The 18,110-nt window shown below is 58.3% G+C and carries 14 protein-coding genes and 1 pseudogene; 5 read left to right on the top strand and 10 right to left on the bottom strand.

Translation table 11 applies throughout. From position 1 onward, the window contains the following. Positions 1-98: 98 nt before the first annotated feature. Positions 99-2,546, bottom strand: a complete 2,448-nt coding sequence (locus ALP40_RS02875; RefSeq protein ID WP_122207417.1) for a PAS domain-containing protein — start codon at positions 2,544-2,546, stop codon at positions 99-101. 404 nt (positions 2,547-2,950) lie between these two features. Here ALP40_RS02875 and ALP40_RS26005 point away from each other — a divergent pair. After that, positions 2,951-4,132: pseudogene (locus ALP40_RS26005) on the top strand (methyl-accepting chemotaxis protein); the annotation flags it as partial. Between the two features lie 42 nt (positions 4,133-4,174). Next, positions 4,175-4,879, top strand: a complete 705-nt coding sequence (locus tag ALP40_RS26010) for a methyl-accepting chemotaxis protein (RefSeq protein ID WP_375139984.1) — start codon at positions 4,175-4,177, stop codon at positions 4,877-4,879. A 226-nt stretch (positions 4,880-5,105) separates the two neighbouring features. Here the strand turns inward: ALP40_RS26010 and ALP40_RS02885 are convergent, their stop codons facing one another. From ALP40_RS02885 to ALP40_RS02895, 3 genes are all read right to left on the bottom strand, one after another. Next, on the bottom strand, positions 5,106-5,330 hold the full coding sequence (locus ALP40_RS02885; protein ID WP_122206781.1) for a hypothetical protein: 225 nt from the start codon (positions 5,328-5,330) through the stop codon (positions 5,106-5,108). Then, positions 5,327-6,475, bottom strand: coding sequence for a colicin E3/pyocin S6 family cytotoxin (locus ALP40_RS02890; RefSeq protein WP_259640669.1), 1,149 nt, complete (start codon positions 6,473-6,475; stop codon positions 5,327-5,329). The genes ALP40_RS02885 and ALP40_RS02890 overlap by 4 nt, the downstream gene beginning before the upstream one ends. 397 nt (positions 6,476-6,872) lie before the next feature. Next, positions 6,873-7,811: a DMT family transporter gene (locus tag ALP40_RS02895; RefSeq protein ID WP_122206783.1), complete on the bottom strand. Its 939-nt coding sequence runs from the start codon at positions 7,809-7,811 to the stop codon at positions 6,873-6,875. Positions 7,812-7,885: 74 nt separating this feature from the next. Here ALP40_RS02895 and ALP40_RS02900 point away from each other — a divergent pair, with 74 nt between their 5' ends. After that, positions 7,886-8,743 carry a LysR family transcriptional regulator gene (locus ALP40_RS02900; RefSeq protein ID WP_122206784.1) on the top strand — a complete coding sequence of 286 codons (858 nt, stop codon included), beginning with the start codon at positions 7,886-7,888 and terminating at the stop codon, positions 8,741-8,743. A gap of 10 nt (positions 8,744-8,753) precedes the next feature. Here ALP40_RS02900 and ALP40_RS02905 read toward each other — a convergent pair whose 3' ends face one another. Both ALP40_RS02905 and ALP40_RS02910 read right to left on the bottom strand, forming a co-directional pair. Further along, the gene (locus ALP40_RS02905; RefSeq protein ID WP_122206785.1) at positions 8,754-10,940 is read right to left on the bottom strand and encodes an ATP-binding protein; all 2,187 of its coding nucleotides are present in this window, start codon (positions 10,938-10,940) and stop codon (positions 8,754-8,756) included. 254 nt (positions 10,941-11,194) lie between these two features. Then, the gene (locus tag ALP40_RS02910; RefSeq protein WP_122206786.1) at positions 11,195-12,211 is read right to left on the bottom strand and encodes a 1-aminocyclopropane-1-carboxylate deaminase; all 1,017 of its coding nucleotides are present in this window, start codon (positions 12,209-12,211) and stop codon (positions 11,195-11,197) included. A 170-nt stretch (positions 12,212-12,381) separates the two neighbouring features. On the opposite strand from ALP40_RS02910, the gene ALP40_RS02915 reads away from it, so the two are divergent. Next, positions 12,382-12,888, top strand: coding sequence for an Lrp/AsnC family transcriptional regulator (locus ALP40_RS02915; RefSeq protein ID WP_122206787.1), 507 nt, complete (start codon positions 12,382-12,384; stop codon positions 12,886-12,888). 73 nt (positions 12,889-12,961) lie between these two features. Here ALP40_RS02915 and ALP40_RS02920 read toward each other — a convergent pair whose 3' ends face one another. Continuing rightward, positions 12,962-13,612 carry a LysE family translocator gene (locus tag ALP40_RS02920; RefSeq protein WP_122206788.1) on the bottom strand — a complete coding sequence of 217 codons (651 nt, stop codon included), beginning with the start codon at positions 13,610-13,612 and terminating at the stop codon, positions 12,962-12,964. 329 nt (positions 13,613-13,941) lie between these two features. On the opposite strand from ALP40_RS02920, the gene ALP40_RS02925 reads away from it, so the two are divergent. After that, positions 13,942-14,850: a DUF808 domain-containing protein gene (locus tag ALP40_RS02925; protein ID WP_122206789.1), complete on the top strand. Its 909-nt coding sequence runs from the start codon at positions 13,942-13,944 to the stop codon at positions 14,848-14,850. 253 nt (positions 14,851-15,103) lie between these two features. Here the strand turns inward: ALP40_RS02925 and ALP40_RS02930 are convergent, their stop codons facing one another. From ALP40_RS02930 to ALP40_RS02940, 3 genes are all read right to left on the bottom strand, one after another. Further along, positions 15,104-15,889: an outer membrane protein OmpK gene (locus ALP40_RS02930; protein ID WP_122206790.1), complete on the bottom strand. Its 786-nt coding sequence runs from the start codon at positions 15,887-15,889 to the stop codon at positions 15,104-15,106. A gap of 376 nt (positions 15,890-16,265) precedes the next feature. Beyond that, positions 16,266-17,549, bottom strand: coding sequence for a urate hydroxylase PuuD (locus tag ALP40_RS02935; protein WP_122206791.1), 1,284 nt, complete (start codon positions 17,547-17,549; stop codon positions 16,266-16,268). 28 nt (positions 17,550-17,577) lie between these two features. Next, the gene (locus tag ALP40_RS02940) at positions 17,578-18,102 is read right to left on the bottom strand and encodes an ureidoglycolate lyase (RefSeq protein ID WP_122206792.1); all 525 of its coding nucleotides are present in this window, start codon (positions 18,100-18,102) and stop codon (positions 17,578-17,580) included. Between the last annotated feature and the right edge of the window lie 8 nt (positions 18,103-18,110).

Here is an 18,110-nt window from a genome sequence, read left to right on the forward strand (position 1 = left end):
GCCCTGAAATCATGCGTGCTCAGCGACACCGGTTTACACGCGTCCGGCATACAGTGGAAAAGAGCCATTCCACTGCGCCGAACATTCGCAAAGCGTTTTCACGCATCGATCATTTCGCGCACCTTGGTGGCCAGCGTATCGATCGAAAAAGGCTTCGTGAGCACCTCCATCCCAGGCCCCAGACGGCCACCGCCAATGACTGCATTTTCGGCATAGCCGGTGATGAACAGGGTTTTCAGGTTGGGCCGTACTTCACGTCCTGCATCGGCCATTTGCCGCCCGTTCATGCCACCAGGCAGGCCGACATCTGTAATGAGCAGGTCGATGTGAACGTCAGACCGCAGCACCTTCAAGCCCGCGACACTGTCTCCTGCCTCGATCAGGCTGTAGTCCAGACCGCCCAGCACATCCATCAGCAGCATGCGCACGCTCGGCTCGTCATCCACGATCAGAATGGTTTCGCCGGACTGGGTCGGCGCTGCAGACATGTTGTCGATCTCGCGGGTCTGCTTGTCTGCGTCTCCGTGGTAGCGAGGCAGGTAGATGCATATCGATGTGCCCAGTCCGACGGCTGAGCATATGCGCGCCTGACCACCGGACTGCTTGGCGAACCCGTAAATCATCGACAACCCCAGCCCGGTGCCTTGGCCGATGGGTTTGGTGGTGAAGAACGGGTCGAATGCCTTGGCAATGATGTCTGGGGCCATGCCCGAACCGGTGTCTGTCACGGTCAGCGACAGGTAGTCGCCTTCCGACATCTCGTGCGCACGGGCCGTGTCAGGGTCCATCCACACATTGGCCGTCTCGATGGTGATGCGTCCGCCATTCGGCATGGCGTCGCGGGCATTGATACAGAGATTCAGCAGAGCGTTTTCAAGCTGGCTGGCATCCACCAGCGTCGGCCAGACATCGACCGCGCCCAACGTCTCGACGGTAATGCTGGGCCCCACTGTACGTTGGATCAGCTCGCCCATGCCTTCCATCAGCATGTTCACATCCGTGGGTCGCGGGTCCAGGGTCTGCCGGCGGGAAAAGGCCAGCAGGCGGTGAGTCAGCGAGGCGGCACGGCGGGCAGCGCCTTGTGCGGTCAGGATGTACTTTTCAGTTTCTTGCCATCGGCCCTGCGAAGTCCTCAGTGCTATCAGTTCCAGAGCGCCCGAGATACCTGCCAGCAAATTGTTGAAGTCGTGAGCCAGGCCGCCAGTCAATTGCCCGACGGCTTCCATTTTCTGTGACTGGCGCAGTTTTTCTTCGGCCTGCATCAGCTCGACGGTTCGTTCTGCCACGCGCTGTTCCAGGGTTTCGTTCAGTGCGCGCAAGGCGGCGGTGGCGCGGTCGCGCTCGGCTTCCACCGAGCGGCGGCCTTCGACGTCAATGACCACGCCTGGCAGGCTCAGGGCAGTGCCGTCTTCGGCGAGGTCCACCCGGCCGTTCGCTTCGATCCAGTAATATTTTCCATCGGCGCGACGTACGCGGTACTGGTGAGCGTAGGCGCCTCCTTTCTCGATGGCCTCTTCGATTGCGGTCTTGAGCCCGGCCCTGTCCTCGGGATGAACGGAACCGATGACCTGCTTCATGGTGAGGCCTTCATGTCCAATGGCTGGGTCGAGGCCGAATGCACGCGAGAACGCCTCATCGATAGTGAGGCTGTCACTCTGCACGTCCCAATGCCAGGTGCCGATGATCGCGCCCGCCGCCAGGGCAAGCTGAACACGCTCCACGTTCTGCCGAGCGACGGCTTCGCTGATGCGCAGACGTTCCTGAGCATTTCGCCGCTCGGTGACGTCGCTGAAGATGATCGCGATCTGCCTGTCGGCCAGATCTCCGACGCTGACGGCGCGGACATCGAACCAGCGCTTGAACGCCTCGGCATAGTTCTCGAACGTTGCGGGTTCCCCTGTTTTGGCAACGTGTCCATACGTCTCGAACCAGAAACGCTCCAGGTCCGGTGCGAACTCGGTGACCCATTTCCCCCGCAGGTTGACGCCCGCCTGACGCTCGAAAGCCGGGTTGGCTTCCACAAAACGGTAGTCGATCGGTCGGTCGTCGGCATCGAATTTCACTTCCACGATGGCGAACGCGGATTCGATGGTTTCAAGAATGGTTCTGAAACGTTGTTCACTCTGACGCAGTGCGGTTTCGGCCTTGCGCATACCCGACATATCCAGCATCGCGCCGATCATGCGGACCGCCTGGCCTTCGGCATTACGCAGAACGTGGCCTCGATCCAGGACATCGGCGTAAGTGCCGTCCTCGCGGCGGAAGCGGTACTCGTGCGACCACGCAGTATCGGTGCCGTCGATGACCTGATGGATCGACGCGTAGACGTGTGCGCGTTCATCCGGATGGATCTGGGAAAGCCACCATTCTCCCGTCACGTCCACCGAGGCCAACGGGTGTCCGTACGCGTCTTCAAGCGCTTCATTCCACAGCACTTGGTTGGCCTGTAAATCCCAATCCCAGATGGCGTCACTGGTGGCTTTGGCGGCCAACCGGTAACGTTCCTGGGTGTGCTGGGCAGTCACGCTTGCAACGTTCTTGAGCATGCCGTTTGGCGTCGACTCAAGACCTGCGTCCTCAATAACCCTGCGCAAACGCGCGACTTCAGCCTCCAGCTCTTCATGAGTCAGATCTTTCAAGCTTTTACACTCTCGCTTTGTAATAACGGCCTCAATCCATAACACCGATGCGTTGGACGGGTGATCGTCATTATCCGTACTTTATGTCATTAATCATATGATCCTGTTGAGCGCGCGTTGCAGGGCGACCGGTCATCTGAAAAAGGTTCGCTTTGATAAGTTAAATAAAACTTAATCTTGCGCCAGGCCTTGTAAACCGCGGGTTATGGCGAGGTTCTATCAATTGATCAGTTATTCCAATCAAGGGGCCTATCAAGTTAACAGGTGCAGCGCCGATTGACGGGCATTCCGAAAAATCGAAGGCACCCGCTATGAGCGCAAAATGGTTAAACAATCTCAATGTCAGCAAAAAACTCGGGCTGGGCTTTGCCGCTATTCTGCTGGGCGTGTTAACGGTCAGTGCAATTGGTTATTCAAGCACCAACCTGTTGATCGAGCGTTTAGGTAAAAGCAGCAAGATTGCAGAGATCAAGGATGACGTGCTCAATGCGCGCATTGCCGCACAAGCCTACGCAACCGGCCCAAGTGCAGCGGGTGTGCAAGTGTATGCCAGTGCGCTGGACACCCTGAGCGCCAGCGTCGAACGTGGGCTGAAGGTCTTTGTCGTTTCCAGCAACCTGGCCAAACTCAAAGACATCAAGGAACAGATCGGCGGTCTGAAGCAGACGTTCGATCAACTGGTCAGTATCAACCAGAAAGTCGATGATGCCTTGAAGCCGCTGATCAAAGTGTCGGACGAGGTGAGCGCAACCTTCGAAAACCTGTTGCAGAAAACCATCGACGACACCTTGCGTGCGCCCAGTGAAACCGGGATTCGGCAAGTACAAATCGCCGGTGACCTGCGCAACGGCATGACCAACTTTCGCCTGGTGTTCCGCCGCTACCTGAGCATTCCGACCGCCGATAACCGGCAGGCGACGTTCAATGCGGCTGACGCGCTCATCGCCCAGGTCACGGCTGCACGCAGCCAGTTGCCGGTAGAGGCCAATAGCGCTGTAGACACCGCGCTGTCGGCCCTCAAGCAATACAAGGTGCTGATGGCCTCCATCTCCGAGATGCTGCAACAGACCGATCAAATGCGCAGCGCCCTGCAACAACAGTCCATCGCAACGGCGGCCCGTGCCGACGAGCTTGCAGCCGCTCAAGTGGTCAGCGCCAAGCGCGAGCAGGACACCGCAATCGTCCAGTTGTTGAGTGTGGCGCTGGTCGTGCTGCTGATCGGTATTTTCGCGGCGGTCATCATTACCCGGCAGATAACGATTCCGTTGAACGACACCGTCATCGCCGCTCGCCGAATCGCTGGCGGGGATCTGACTCAAGACACTGCAACCACGCGTCAGGACGAGCTGGGTCTGCTGCAAAACACCATGCAACACATGACCGTATCGCTGCGCGGCCTGATTGGCGGCATCGGTAACGGCATCACCCAGATCGCAACAGCGGCCGAGGAACTGTCGGCCGGAAGCGAGCAGACCAGCGCCGGTGTTGCCCAGCAAAAGCACGAAGTGGATCAGGTTGCCACGGCCATGAACGAGATGGCCTCGACCGTCCAGGAAGTCGCACGCAATACCGAAGACGCGTCCAGCGCAGCCAAACAGGCCAGCGAGCGGGCCGCCCACGGCAGTAGCGTGGTCCAGCATGCGACTCGGGAAATCGGCCAGTTGGCGGGTGAGGTCAAAGAACTGGGCCAGGCCATGCAGCGCCTGACCGAAGACAGCAGCAAGATCGGCAGTGTGATCGATGTGATCAAGGCGGTTGCCGAGCAGACCAACCTGCTGGCGCTCAACGCCGCCATCGAAGCGGCGCGGGCTGGTGAACAGGGCCGTGGTTTTGCGGTGGTGGCCGATGAAGTCCGCTCGCTCGCTCAACGTACCCAGAACTCGACAACCGAGATCGAAGCGCTGATCCAGGCTTTGCAACAAGGCACCGGCGCTGCATCCGGCCTGATGGACGCCAGCCTGCAACGCACCGAAGGCACTGTGGTATTGGCGCGCCAGGCCGAGCAGGCCTTGGTGGAAATCAATCAGTCGATCAGCACCATCGAGCAAATGAGCCAGCAGATTTCAGCCGCTGCGGAGCAGCAAAGTGCCGTGACGGACGAGATCAACCGCAGTGTACTCAGCGTCCGCGACATTGCCGATCAATCCGCAGCAGCCACCGAGCAAAGCGCAGCCTCGACCGTGGAATTGGCCCGCCTGGGCAGCGACCTGCAGAACATGGTGGCGCGGTTTCGGATCTGAGGCATGAGAAGGGGGCTTGCAGCAGAATGCAGGCCCCCATCAAGCAGCCGTAGTGCTCTGAAAAATGCTTCTTTGTTTTTGTAGGAGTGCGCTTGCCCACGATCGCGTTAGCTCATCGCTGATGGGCTGCCTGGAAGAATGCCTTGCCGGTAAGTTGAACCTGCCTGAAGACGTTTTAAAAATCAAAAGGCGCCTGATGCCCCTCGTACAAGTCAAAGGTATGGGCTCAGACGTGACACGTAAGAAAAAGCTCCAGATTTTTGGGGAGCTCAAGTGAGTAAAGCTGTTCTATAGCGCTAATTTGCTGATCGGTAAGCCGATAGTCGTACACACAATCGTCATCCTTCACCCAACCCATTAGTGATTTTAGGTCTGCGGCAGAGGCCGGAATCTCCTTTTCATAAGAAGCAAAATCCTCACCGTGAGGAACTCCCATAATCATATGCTTCATGGCTCTACTTTCCTTGCGGGATCTGCAGGTTTGTTTTGATGGCCAGTTTCGTGGTCGAACTCGCCTAAGTGCTTGCCTCGTTTGTTATATTTCTCAACAGCACCGTGCTGAAAATCCCATTCGTAAATGGTGCCATCCTTGCTCTTCCATCGTGGCCGCAAACCGTGACCGCCTTGAATTGACGTTTTCGACTTTGCCCATTTGGCATCTGGAAACGCGGGTAAGAAGTCAGGTTTAGGTTGATAGCTCAGTCCTGAAAGACTCAGCACAATGTACAGAGGTTTTATGCCCGAATTAGCCGGAAAAACAAGGATAAAGTCTTTGTAATCTGGTGGGTGAATCGGGTCAATGATCATGTTATCCGCTTGTTCGGTTGGCGGATAAATCCAGATGTGTGGGGCTCGTGGTGAGGCTCCCAGTGCCGGAATTCCCAAAGTGTCGGAGGGTTTTACGGCCGGCGTCCAAATTAACGTAACGCCGTTACCGAAATCTGCCACTTGCTGCGAGCGTTGTGCCCTGAACTGCACGACCGGAATCATTTCCCAATCGCGACGCTTCTGCGTGTTGTAACCGTAACCTTTCAGGGTCCCGTCGGATTGTTGCTCAACATGAAACCTGACACGTGTTCGGCCTTTCTTGAGCGACCTAAGCTGTTCGTCGGTGTAGAGGCTGCTATCACCGAGGCTTGATGGCCAGAGCAGCGCAACCACTCCGACCAAGACACCCGTTGCAACACCAGCTGTGACTAGGCCAGCTCCAGTCTCCGATCCAATTGCAGCAATCCCTTTACCCGCGGCAAAAGCCGCTCCGTCAAGTGAGAGGGTTCCCAGTGCAGTAGGTAACGCGTTACCGTTGATTTTTTTTAGCGGGATGCTGCTGTGGGGATCCGTTTGACGAGCGCCGAGCAGGATAAGCTCGCCATACTCGTTGACCGCGTCGGTAGGAATAGCTCCAGATGGACTGACGTAGTCAATGGTGCCGTTAGGTAGCTTGCAAGGTTTGGTAAATGAACACCCGATAGGTATCGGTTTCTCTGTAGAGACAGGCTTTGGAGGCGTTGTGTATTCTCGATTTTGAGCATCTGGAGCGTCCGCAGCGCGTTTCGGTGATCCATTCATTGGCGCAGGTCGCAGTACGTTCGGCACTGGGCCAGGCCTTGATTACTCGCCATAAGACATCCTTGTTTCTGATACAAAAAAACCTCCGGATATGGAGGCTTAAAAGCAAAGAAGTAATTTCCAACAAGCCCAACCTTACTCGAAAAGCTGATCATATAAATGTAGGGCTTTTCTGAAGTTCGCTGGCAAGGCGTCTCTCAGATAACTCGTTGAAAAAAAGCAATTTTTTGAGAGAAACCTGATCTGGATGGTGCTCAGAGGATGGACGATACGCTGTTCGGCTGACACACCGCGCCGAATTCATACAAGGCAAGTCGCCTCCCACGATCGGATATTTGCTGCGAAATAGCGCAGCCTAGGAGGGGTAGTGGAGACTCATAGCCACCCATCTATTGCGCGTGCCGTGTCAAACACACAGCACAGCTCAGGCGCGCTCTGCCTTGGGCTTCTCCGCTCGGATCACCACCCAGATACCGACCCCGGACACCACCATCCCCAACGCCATCTGCCATGACAGCGATTCATCGAACATCGCCCACGCCAGCAACATGGTCACCGGCGGGCTGAGGTAGAGAACGCTGGCCACTCGCGTTTCCGTCGCTCGACGCAGGCATGCCCAGTAAAGTCCATAGCCGCCCAGGGTCGACAAGCCTGCCGTCCACAGCACACTCAGCGCAAACCCGGTGTTCGGGACGGGGGCAAGGCCGCCTTGCATGCCTTCGACGACGGCGAAGACGATCCCGGATACGGCGCACTGCAACCATAGGTTGGGCAGCAAGCCCAAGTGTTGGGACGCGGGGAGCTGCTTGCGCCAGAGCGTCGCGATGGCCAGCGACAGCATGCCCAACAATGGCAGGCCATAGGCCCACCAAGGCGCTTTGCCCCATGCCAGCGCGCCGTGGGTGGCGATGACAACGCCCAGCAGGCCGGCCACCAATCCGACCCAGACCCGCGCACTTAACCGTTGCCCCAGCACGCCTGCCGCCAGCAGCGCCATGCCGATGGGCAACAAGTCAGCGAACAGCGCGGCCAGTCCTGTCGGTACGCCGAACGCGATGCCCTGGGTGATGCCCGCCAGGTAGCCGGTCATTGCCAGCAGGCCGATGCCTGCGTTTTTCAGCAGCGAGATCAGTGACGATCGCCTCAGTTGTCGAAAAACGAAGGGCGTCAGAATGAGGCACACCAGGACGCAGCGCCAGAGCACCACCAGCAAGGGGGAGGCGTAGTCCATCGAGAAGCGCGCGCCGATAAAGCCCGAGCTCCACGTCAGAATCAGTCCCGCTTCGAGCAGGGGGAGCGGCACGGATCGGCGATGAGCGGGGAGGGTGTTTTTGCTGTGGGGTAACGCGATTGGCTGGTTCATGCTCACAGACTACGAAACAGGTGTAATCTAATAAATCAAAATAAACCGCATCAGTTATTCAAGAAGATTGAATCATGACGCCGACCCTGGATATCGAACTTGTCAGAACCTTTCATGCCGTAGTGCGCACCGGAAAGTTTTCAGCGGCAGCCGACCAGCTTCATAAAAGTCCGGCAGCCGTGAGCGTCCACGTTCAGCGACTGGAGGCTGTGGCAGGTGGTCGCTTGCTCAATCGCGACAATCAGTCGGTCTCTCTGACGGCGTTGGGCAAACGTTTGCTGGTGTCCACCACCGAATTGCTGGCGACGCATGACCGGGTGTTGGCGGACCTGCACGGGACTCACCTGGCCGGTCGCATCCTGTTGGGCGTACCCGACGAGTACGCGACGCATGTCATCCGCGACATCCTGCCGACATTCATGGCCGCTTGGCCCAACGTGGTGCTGGAGTTGAAGACCGGGCCGAGCTACACCCTTCGCGACCACGTGCTGCGCGGTAAGCTTCAAGCCGCCGTGCTGGCGTTGCCGAAGGGCGAAGCGGGTGAACACACACAGGTGCTGGTATCGACCCAACCGGTCTGGGTGGGGGCGGCCAATCAGGCCTTCAATCCTGCTCAACCGCTTGCGCTGGCGGTACATGCGGCGCAGTGCCCGTATCGGCAAGCCATGATGGCGTCACTCAAACAGAGCGGGCACACAGTGCGTGTGGTGCTGGAGAGTCCGTCCAATCAGGCGGTAAAGGCCTGCGTGGAAGCGGGCCTTGGGCTCAGCCTCATAGACCGAGCGCGTGTCTCGCAGGGGATGCAGATTTTGGAAGGATTGCCCGCCATTGCGGAGCATGAGGTCGTGTTCATGCGCTCGGCAGGTTCACGGCAGGATGAGGCCGTCGACCTTCTGGCCTTGGCCATGCAGCAGTCTTTTCGGCTTCAGTGACGCGTCCGGTTCAGGCGCCATTCTGAACGAGGTGCGCCAACCGGGAGGCAATGTCCTGACGGCGGAAGGGTTTGGCCAGGATCTCGAAATCGTCTGTCGGCACTGGCTTGGCATTCGCGTAGCCGGTAATGATCAGAATGGGCAGGTCGTTCATGCGCTGACGTATCTGTCTGGCCAGTTGAACGCCAGTGGTGTCAGCCATGACGTAATCGGTCACCAGAATGTCCGGTTTCAGGCCTGCATCGAACAGGTCCAGCGCGACCGCCGCTGACGGCGCTTCGGTCACTTGATAGCCCAGATCTTTGAGCAGGTGTGAAGTGCTGTCCCTGACCAGATCCTCATCATCGACCAGCAGTACGTGGACAGACCCCTGAATGAGCGGTGCTTCCAGGTGCTTGGTGTCTGCCTGTGCTACGGGTCCACTGGCCACTGGAAGCCACAGTGTCACATCGGTGCCTCGGTCGGGTTGTGAACGAATGTCGAATTCACCGCCCGATTGCAGGGCGAGCCCTTGAACCATCGACAAACCCAGCCCGGTGCCTTTGCCCACGCCTTTGGTGGAGTAGAACGGCTCCACGCAATGCTTGAGCGTGTCGTCAGTCATGCCGCAGCCGTTATCGCTGACGGTCAACCGGACGTGGCCACCGTTGGCAGAGACTGCAAGCGTATCGATCACGTCGGATCGCGCACTGATGCTTACCCGCCCTCCGTCTTCCAGTGCATCGCGTGCGTTGACCGTCAGGTTGAGGATGGCCAGTTCCAGTTGGTGCGGATCGACGAACACTGCAGGCAGGTGCTCGGGGATGTCGATCTCGACCGTTATCATGGGGCCCAGTGAACGTTCGATCAGGTCTTTTAGCTCAGCGACCAGGCAGTGAAGGCTGATGGCTTCCGGGTTGAGCGTTTGCCTTCTGGCGAAAGTCAGCAGCCTGCCGACCAAAGTGCGGGCCCGATCGGCTGCCAGCATGGCGCTGTCGAGCAGTCGGGTGGAGCGGGGGTCTTCGACGCGGCGACGAACCAGTTCCAGCGATGCCATGATCGGTGTCAGCAGGTTATTGAAGTCATGGGCGACGCCGCCGCTCAACTGGCCGACCATCTCCATTTTGCGTGACTCATGCAGTTGGGCAACGGCTTTTTCACGCTGGGCCAGCATGGTCACGACCCGCTGCTCCAGGCTCTCGTTCAGATCGCGCAAGGCCCGCTCGGCACGCGCCTGGTTGATCCACAGCCAGGCTTGCTTGGCGGCCTCTTGAGCAAGCTCCAGCTCGTGGTCGCCAAAGGTCGTGGTGATCGATGGCTGAATCGTCAGTACCGCTTCCAGCCTGCCATGCAGCACGACCGGCACATAGATCGTGCAGGGCGGCTCGTCCTGAAGGTAGCGCGCCATGCGGGTATTGACGGGAATGATGGGACTTCCCGCACTCTCGTGCAGCACCGCGCGGTCTGCCCGCAAGTCCGCCGACATGCTGTCGGTCCAGCACGAGGGGGTGGCGGAGGAACTTGGCCGATTACTCATTTCGGCCTGACGGATCGTCAGGCAATGGCCATCGTCTTCGATCACGTTGAGTGCAATGTGCTGAACGGCCAATTCATCGCTCAGGCGGCTCAGCACATGGCACTCGATTGCGCAGGGGTCGGACGTGGAGGGCAGCGTTCGTCCCAACTCGATCAGGAACGCCTGACGCCGCTCGAACTGCACACGCTCGGTGGTTTCCGTGACGATGCACAACACGCCGCCAATCGAACCGTCGGCCTCGCAAACCGCCGAGTAGGAAACATTGAAGTAAACGGTTTCCCCGGCTCCAAAGCGCTTGATATAGAACGGCCGATCTTTGGCCGAAAAGGTTTTTCCGGTGTCACGGACACCTTGCAGCAACGGCTCCAGATCATCCCAAAGTTCGCCCCAGTTCTCGATGGCAGGACGGCCCAGTGCGCGCGGATGCTTGTCACCAATGCTGGGCGCATAGGCATCGTTGTACAGCGCAACGAACTGCGGCCCCCAGAACACCACGATCTGGGCATGCACGGGCAGGGCCGTGGCAATCAGATTCTTGAGGCAGCCGGACCACTGGGAAGGATGGCCCAGCGGCGAATCATTGAGAACGGCCGTTTGCAGAAGTGCGCCGATCTGCGTGCCGTCGTCGAGAAAGGACAGCTCATCAGGGTTGGCTGATTGTAAGGAGTTGACGTTGTCCATCGACCTTGACGCTCTGGTAAATAGGCGAAGCTTGCGCGATTAGAGCGTGCAAGTGCGCCGAGCGTTCACTGATTAGTTGAATTTAAACAGTCCAGGCGAGTTAGTTTGATACGGATTTCATGCATTGACCCGCCCGGCGCTGAATCAGCGTGATGCAACTAAACGCCTGAGGCGATATTGTTCAAGTACCGCGATAAAGCCAGCCCGCGATAGTCGCGGGCTGCCGAGCGTGCGTACGGCTCGGTGAACCAGGCTCAGCCGTCTTTGAACAAAAAGCTGTAGGCATTCAAGGCCGGCACGCCGCCCAAGTGGGCGTAGAGCACTTTCGAACCGTCCGGAAATTCGCCGTTGCGGACCCTGTCGATCATGCCGTGCATGGATTTACCTTCGTAGACCGGGTCGGTCAGTACGCCTTCCAGACGCGCGCACAGGCGGATCGCTTCCAGGGTACCTTCATTGGGCAGGCCGTATTCGGGGTAGGCGTAACGGGTGTCCAGCACCACATCCTCGGCGGTAATGTCGCGGCCCAGCTCGACCAGCTTTGCGGTGTTGCGGGCAATGCGCAGGACTTGTTCGCGGGTCTTGTCCGGCTTGGCCGAGGCATCGATACCGATGACCCGCTGCGCACGACCGTCGGCGGCAAAGCCTACCAGCATGCCAGCGTGGGTACTGCCGGTTACCGAGCAGACGACGATGTAGTCGAACTTGAAGCCCAGTTCTTCTTCCTGCTGACGCACTTCATCGGCAAAGCGCACGAAGCCCAAGCCGCCGAACGGGTGCTCCGAGCAGCCTGCCGGGATCGGGAAAGGCTTGCCGCCGCTCTCGACCACATCGGCCATCGCTTTTTCCCAACTGGGACGAATGCCGATGTCAAAACCTGCCGAATCCAAGCGCACATCAGCGCCCATGATGCGCGACATCTCGATGTTGCCGACCCGGTCGTAAAGCGCATCGGAGTAATTGACCCAGTTTTCCTGCACCAACACGCACTTCATGCCCAGATGCGCTGCCACCGCTGCCACCTGACGGGTCTGGTTGGACTGGATGCCGCCAATTGACACCAACGTGTCGTATCCCCCCTCGATGGCCTCCGGCACCAGGTATTCCAGCTTGCGCGTCTTATTGCCGCCAAAGGCCAGGCCACTGTTGCAGTCCTCTCGCTTGGCATACAGCTGCACCTTGCCACCCAGATGTTCGCTCAGGCGCTTGAGCGGTGTGATGGGCGAGGGGCCGAACGTCAGAGGGTAGCGTTTGAACTTGCTCAGGTTCATATCGAGTCTCCGTTGAGAGGTGAAACCAGGCAGGGGCGTTAACGCTGTGCCTGAGACAGGACCTATCATAGGAAATGCACGGATAATCGTGGTTGCAAAGAATTGTTCAATTAATGAATTAACGTTAGTGTCGAGCCAGTAAAACTTTTATTTATTTCGTGGAAGTGCACATGAAAGCAATAAATGAACGAAGCAAAAAGCTCACGCCAGATGCGCCACCCCCGCTGGACCGCATTGACCGCACCATTCTCAAGACGTTGCAGCGTGATGCGTCCATTTCCAACGTGGCGCTGGCGGAAAAAGTCAGGCTGAGCCCGCCGGCTTGCCTCAGGCGTGTGGAAAGACTCAAGGAAAGCGGCGTCATCAAGGGCGTGGTGGCGCTGCTCAATGGCGAAATGCTGGACGCGGGGATGGTGGTGCTGATCGGCGTAGTGCTGGACCGCTCGACGCCGGACTCTTTTGCGCAGTTCGAAGCTGCAGCGCAGAAAGTGTCCGGCTGTATGGAGTTTCATGTGGTCACAGGGGAGTTCGACTACTTCATGCTGCTGCGCACCAAAGACAGCCAGAGCTTCAATCGTCTGCATGCCGAACAGTTGCTGTACTTGCCGGGCGTGCGGCAGATCCGTTCCTTCATGGGGTTGCGGCAGGTGCTGTCGACGACGCACATACCGCTCTGAGCGTCCGAATGCCGACAGTTCGCGACAAATCAGGGACGTGTGCTGCTCGCTAGTGCCATCGGTGCCCAGCGTTTCAATGCGCGACGCCGGGCTGCGGACTGACGAATTCCAGATAGCCGGACACCACCACATACAGCGTGAAGTAGGCGAAGATCAGGGCCGAGACGATGTAGGTCCATCTCAGCATCCGCTCCCCCAGCAATTGCCCGCCATGATAGGCCAGACCGCACAGCACCAGCGTCCAGACCACCCCGGCGCTGAAAAAACCGGACAGGAACAGGATCGAGCTGTCCATGTCGGCACCCTGTTTGGCGATGATCGCGCCCCCGACGGCGGCGAACCACAGGATCGCGCTGGGGGATGACATGGCCAGGACGATGCCCTTGGTGAACAGCGCACCGTTTGTTCGCCCCCATTGAGTATCCGACGTGCTAACGGCGGCCGTTGCCTGCAGGGCGCTGATCACCATCTTGACGCACAGGTAGGCCAGGACCGCAGAGCCGCCCAGCCACAGCACCCAGCGCACCACTTCGTACTGAAGCAACACCGCCATGCCCGCCAAAGCAAGAATCGCGTACACCATGTCACCGATACAGGTCCCGAAGCCCAGCCATACGCCTTGCCTGAAACCGCGCTGCATCGACAGGGTGATCATCGCCATGTTGGCCAGACCGATTTCCAGGCACAGCGAAAGGCTCAGTAAAAATCCGTTGTAAAACTCCACTTACGCGTTCTCCAGCAAGGACTGTTCAGATAAGAAATATTTCGCACAGCGACAGTCCGAACACTTCATCCGTGTTTTTGACTAATAGGTGTATCAGGTTCGCAGGAAACGTTCGAAGGTTTCCAGATCCATCGTAAGGCTGCAATCAGAACACCCTGCGCGGGGGCACATATTGGAAATAATTGCGCTTAGGCACCAGACTGTTAGGCGCGCCACACAACCTTCGCGCTGAGTGCGGGTCAGAGTGGTGCGCTGTCCTGTTCCGGGCGCTGGCCTGTGATTCAATAAGCGCCGTTATTGGTTATCTACTTTGCTCAAGGACTTTGATTTTGGCTGCTGGAAGCTTGCTTACTCTACTGGACGATATTGCGACCCTGCTCGACGACGTGGCGCTGGCCACCAAGAAGACCGCAGGTGTATTGGGCGACGATCTGGCGCTCAATGCGCAACAGGTCACCGGCGTGACGGCCGACCGCGAACTGCCGGTGGTATGGGCCGTGGCCAAGGGCTCGCTGCTCAATAAGGCGATTCTGGTGCCGACTGCGCTGTTGATCAGCGCCTTCGCGCCTTGGGGCATCCTGCCGCTGTTGATGATTGGCGGTGCGTTTCTGTGCTTCGAAGGCTTCGAAAAAATCGCCCACAAGTGGCTGCACAAGGAAAGCGGCGACGAGCACGAGCAGCGTAAACAGGCCACGAGCGATGCCTCGGTGGACATGGTGGCATTCGAGAAAGAGCGCATCAAAGGCGCGATTCGTACGGACTTCATTCTTTCGGCGGAAATCATCGTGCTGGCGCTGGGCGTGGTTGCGACACGGCCGTTCATGGATCAGGTGGGCGTGCTGGTCATTGTAGCCGTGTTGATCACCGTCGGCGTGTACGGCCTGGTGGCCGGTATCGTGAAACTGGACGATCTGGGGCTGTACCTCAAAAAAAGCGCCAGTTCGTTCGCGCAAAACATCGGCGCAGGCCTGTTGTGGCTGGCGCCGGTGTTGATGAAACTGCTGTCGATTCTCGGCACGGCAGCCATGTTCATGGTCGGTGGCGGGATTCTGGTTCATGGCCTGCCATTCGCCCATCACTGGGTCGAAGGCGTGACAGCGGGTGCTGCGGGTGCGGTAGGGGGGCTGTCGGTCATTATCCCGACGCTGATCGATGCTGTCGCAGGCGTCATCGCCGGTGCGCTGCTGGTGGTGATCGTCACCTTCGCGGGCAAGGCGTGGAAGGCTGCGCGGGCTTAGTGCTGATCGGGCATGGAGTGCCAATGGGACGCGCAGCGTTCTGCTTATCCGCGAAAGCGGGTACATCCGACGAGGATGCTGCATCTGAAACACAGTATTCGCGGACACGTCCGCTCCCACGTGTTGGCATTTCATTAATCCGCGAGGATTTGTGGATAACGATGAGCGCAGAGCGTAGGCACGATCGGTGTATTGATCGTTCCTATGCTCCGCCTGGGAATGTCGCTCAGGACGCTCCGCGTCCGGCGTTTTATCAGAAGAACACTTTCACCAGCAGGCTTGCGGTGTTCTGGTCGGTGTCGAATGAACCGCTGTCCTTGATGCCGTATTTGTTGGTCCAGTAGTCATACTCGATACCCACATACAGCTGCCGCTCCGGGTAATTGAGCGCTTTGCCCAGGTCGTATTTGATCTGTGGGTTGAAGTGCAGGTTGGAGTGGTAAGTGCCGCGTGACGTCTCGTCGTTGTCCACCACCCAGTCCATGAAACCGTCGATCAGCACATCCGATTTGCCGACCGCAATGGTGTACGACCAGACTGGCGTGATCTGCCAGACGCCGTCGCCCGGACGGTTGCCCTCAGTGTGACGCTGATAAAAGTTGAGCTGGAAGTAGTCGAAACCCGGAATCTTCAGATCGAACGCAGGGCCGATCAGGTACGACTCGTTATCGCCTTCGCCGAACTCGTAAGTGGCGGCCAGCAACACGTCGGTAATCGGCCCGAACTCGAACTTCTGCCCGAATATCTTGCCCATCGACAAGCGCGGAGAGATTTCACCGTAGTAGGTGTTATCGCCCGCAGCCGCATCTTTTTTGCCGTTGTAAAAGATCTTGTCGACGAATAAGAAGTTGTCGCCATACTTCCAGCTGTCCGCGTGCTCAAAGGTGAAGGTCTGCTGTATTTCCGGATTGACGGCAAAGTCTCTGCCATTCAGATAGGTCAGGCTGTTGCTCTGCCACTGGAAAATATCCCCCGCCATAGCTGGCGTTGCCGCCAGCAGACTGCTGGCCAGTAACACGCTGGAAAGTGTGCGATTCATTCGGTGTATCCCTTGAGTTAGAACATCATGGAGCAGACTGGCGCTCTGAATGGCACCTTGTCCGGGGGTAATAATTTGTCTGTCTGGTCAACTTCCACTAGTTAGCAAGAGCTGCGCCAACCATCGAGAAAAAGCCGACGTAACACCAAAACCGCCACATGGATGTCGGTTTCAGCTGTTTTTCGGAATTCAGGACGCGTTAACGCACAGCCATTCAACGGGCTGCGCAGTTTGCGTTGATCAATGCGTGGGTGATCGGCACGTTCTGAAGCGGCGGCGGAGGATACTGGCTCGCGCTGTCTGGCTCAAGTGCTCCAGCGCAGGGCGGCCGGGGCGAAAACGGGGCGGCGTTCAGGTTGATCGCCGCCCGATTGAATCAGTCCAGTTTCGCGCCTTGGTCGATCCAGGCCCCGACCAGTTCGCGCTCCTGCGGCGTCATCTGGGTGATGTTGCCCAGTGGCATGATCGGCGAGGTGACAGCTTGAGCCTTTATCCGCTGAGCCTGCTGCTGCATCTGTTGAGGCGTGTCGAACATTACCCCGGCAGGCGCAACGCTGAACAACTGGCTGGTAGGGCTGGCTGAATGGCAAACGGTACAGCGTTGATGGATCACGTCATTCACTTTGTTGAAGTCGGCACCGGCTACCTTGGGCGGCTCTGGCTGAGCGGGCGCTGCGACCGGCTCAGGCGGCTTTTCATCGGCACGATGCCCACCCACGGCCGTGCCGGGCAACGGTTGATAGACGATCTTTGTTGCCTGCGGCGGTTGCGCGGGGCCGGTGACGTAGGCCAGGCACAGCATGCCCAATGCCGCCACCGGCAGTGTCCAGGCAAAGCGATGGCTGTCATGCCGGGTATTGAAGTAATGGCGCACCAACACCGCCAGCAGCGCGATGCCCGCCAGGATCAGCCAGTTATATTCGCTGCCATAGGTGCTCGGGAAGTGGTTGCTGATCATGATGAACAGCACCGGCAGGGTGAAATAGTTGTTGTGCCGCGAACGCAGTAGACCCTTGGCCGGCAGGCTCGGGTCCGGCGTGCGGTTTTCGGCAATGGCGGCGACCAGTGCGCGCTGCGCTGGCATGATGATGCGGAACACGTTGCCGACCATGATGGTGCCCATGATCGCCCCGACATGCAGGTATGCCCCGCGTCCGCTGAACACCTTGCTGAACCCGTAGGCTGCCGCGACCAGCAGAACGAACAGGATCAGGCCCAGCAGAGCAGGGCGCTTGCCCAGCGCCGAGTCGCACAGAAAGCTGTAGATGAACCAGCCGACGAACAGCGAACCCAGTCCGATGTGCACACCTTCCGCGCCCGACAGGCTGCTGCCCGGTGCCAGCAGGTACAACGTCGGGTTGGCATAAAACACCACGCACAATAGGGCCACGCCCGACAGCCAGGTCGAGTAGGCTTCCCATTTGAACCAATGCAGGTTCTCCGGCATGGTCGGCGGGGCGAGTTTGTATTTTTCCAGGTGATAAATGCCACCACCGTGGATCGCCCAAAGATCGCCTGAAAGTCCGTCACGCGGGTTTTTGCGGTTGAGGTTGTTTTCCAGCCAGACGAAGTAGAACGATGCGCCGATCCAGGCAACGCCCACAATCATGTGAATCCAGCGTATGCCCAGATTCAGCCATTCCATCAGATGTGCAGCCACGGTGCTTACCTAAATACCTGTCACCACTTCACGGGTGCTCAGGCCCTTCCTGGGTGTCGGGATCGAGCACCATCAACTGATGCTCTGCAAAGTAATGCTCATCGCAGTTATTGCCGGTTCCACTGCGATCAACCACCAGGAAATCATCCCGCTTTTCGATCGTCAGCACCGGATGGTGCCAGACGCCGCGATGGTAATTGATACCCTGCCTGCCGTTGGACACGAAGGCACGGGTCAGCCCTGAATCAGGTGCATCGCCAACTGGCGCGACCACGATCAGAAAAGGATTGCCGAGCAGCGGTATGAACGCCTGACTGCCCTGCGGATGACGCTCCAGCATGGTGATGGTCAACGGCATCGGCAGCGCCTCGGCGCGGAAGATGCTGATGATCGCCTTGTCGTCCGGCTGTGCGGTTTGCACCTCGGCCAGACGATGAAAGCGCATGGTCGAACCGTTATTGATCATGAAATGATCGCTGCCATCGGTTTCAATCACATCGCCGAACGGCGCAAAGGCTTGCTTGGTCAACGGCTCGATTATCAGTTTGCGCATGCGGGTTC

The sequence above is a fragment of the Pseudomonas viridiflava genome (assembly GCF_003702045.1).
Lineage (GTDB): Bacteria > Pseudomonadota > Gammaproteobacteria > Pseudomonadales > Pseudomonadaceae > Aquipseudomonas > Aquipseudomonas viridiflava_C.

Bases quoted from the DNA above. Each gene is read 5' to 3' on its own strand.
- ALP40_RS02875 (WP_122207417.1), bottom strand. From the start codon at position 2,546: ATGCTCAAGAACGTTGCAAGCGTGACTGCCCAGCACACCCAGGAACGT.
- ALP40_RS26010 (WP_375139984.1), top strand. From the start codon at position 4,175: ATGGCCTCGACCGTCCAGGAAGTCGCACGCAATACCGAAGACGCGTCC.
- ALP40_RS02885 (WP_122206781.1), bottom strand. From the start codon at position 5,330: ATGAAGCATATGATTATGGGAGTTCCTCACGGTGAGGATTTTGCTTCT.
- ALP40_RS02895 (WP_122206783.1), bottom strand. From the start codon at position 7,811: ATGAACCAGCCAATCGCGTTACCCCACAGCAAAAACACCCTCCCCGCT.
- ALP40_RS02900 (WP_122206784.1), top strand. From the start codon at position 7,886: ATGACGCCGACCCTGGATATCGAACTTGTCAGAACCTTTCATGCCGTA.
- ALP40_RS02905 (WP_122206785.1), bottom strand. From the start codon at position 10,940: ATGGACAACGTCAACTCCTTACAATCAGCCAACCCTGATGAGCTGTCC.
- ALP40_RS02910 (WP_122206786.1), bottom strand. From the start codon at position 12,211: ATGAACCTGAGCAAGTTCAAACGCTACCCTCTGACGTTCGGCCCCTCG.
- ALP40_RS02915 (WP_122206787.1), top strand. From the start codon at position 12,382: ATGAAAGCAATAAATGAACGAAGCAAAAAGCTCACGCCAGATGCGCCA.
- ALP40_RS02930 (WP_122206790.1), bottom strand. From the start codon at position 15,889: ATGAATCGCACACTTTCCAGCGTGTTACTGGCCAGCAGTCTGCTGGCG.
- ALP40_RS02940 (WP_122206792.1), bottom strand. From the start codon at position 18,102: ATGCGCAAACTGATAATCGAGCCGTTGACCAAGCAAGCCTTTGCGCCG.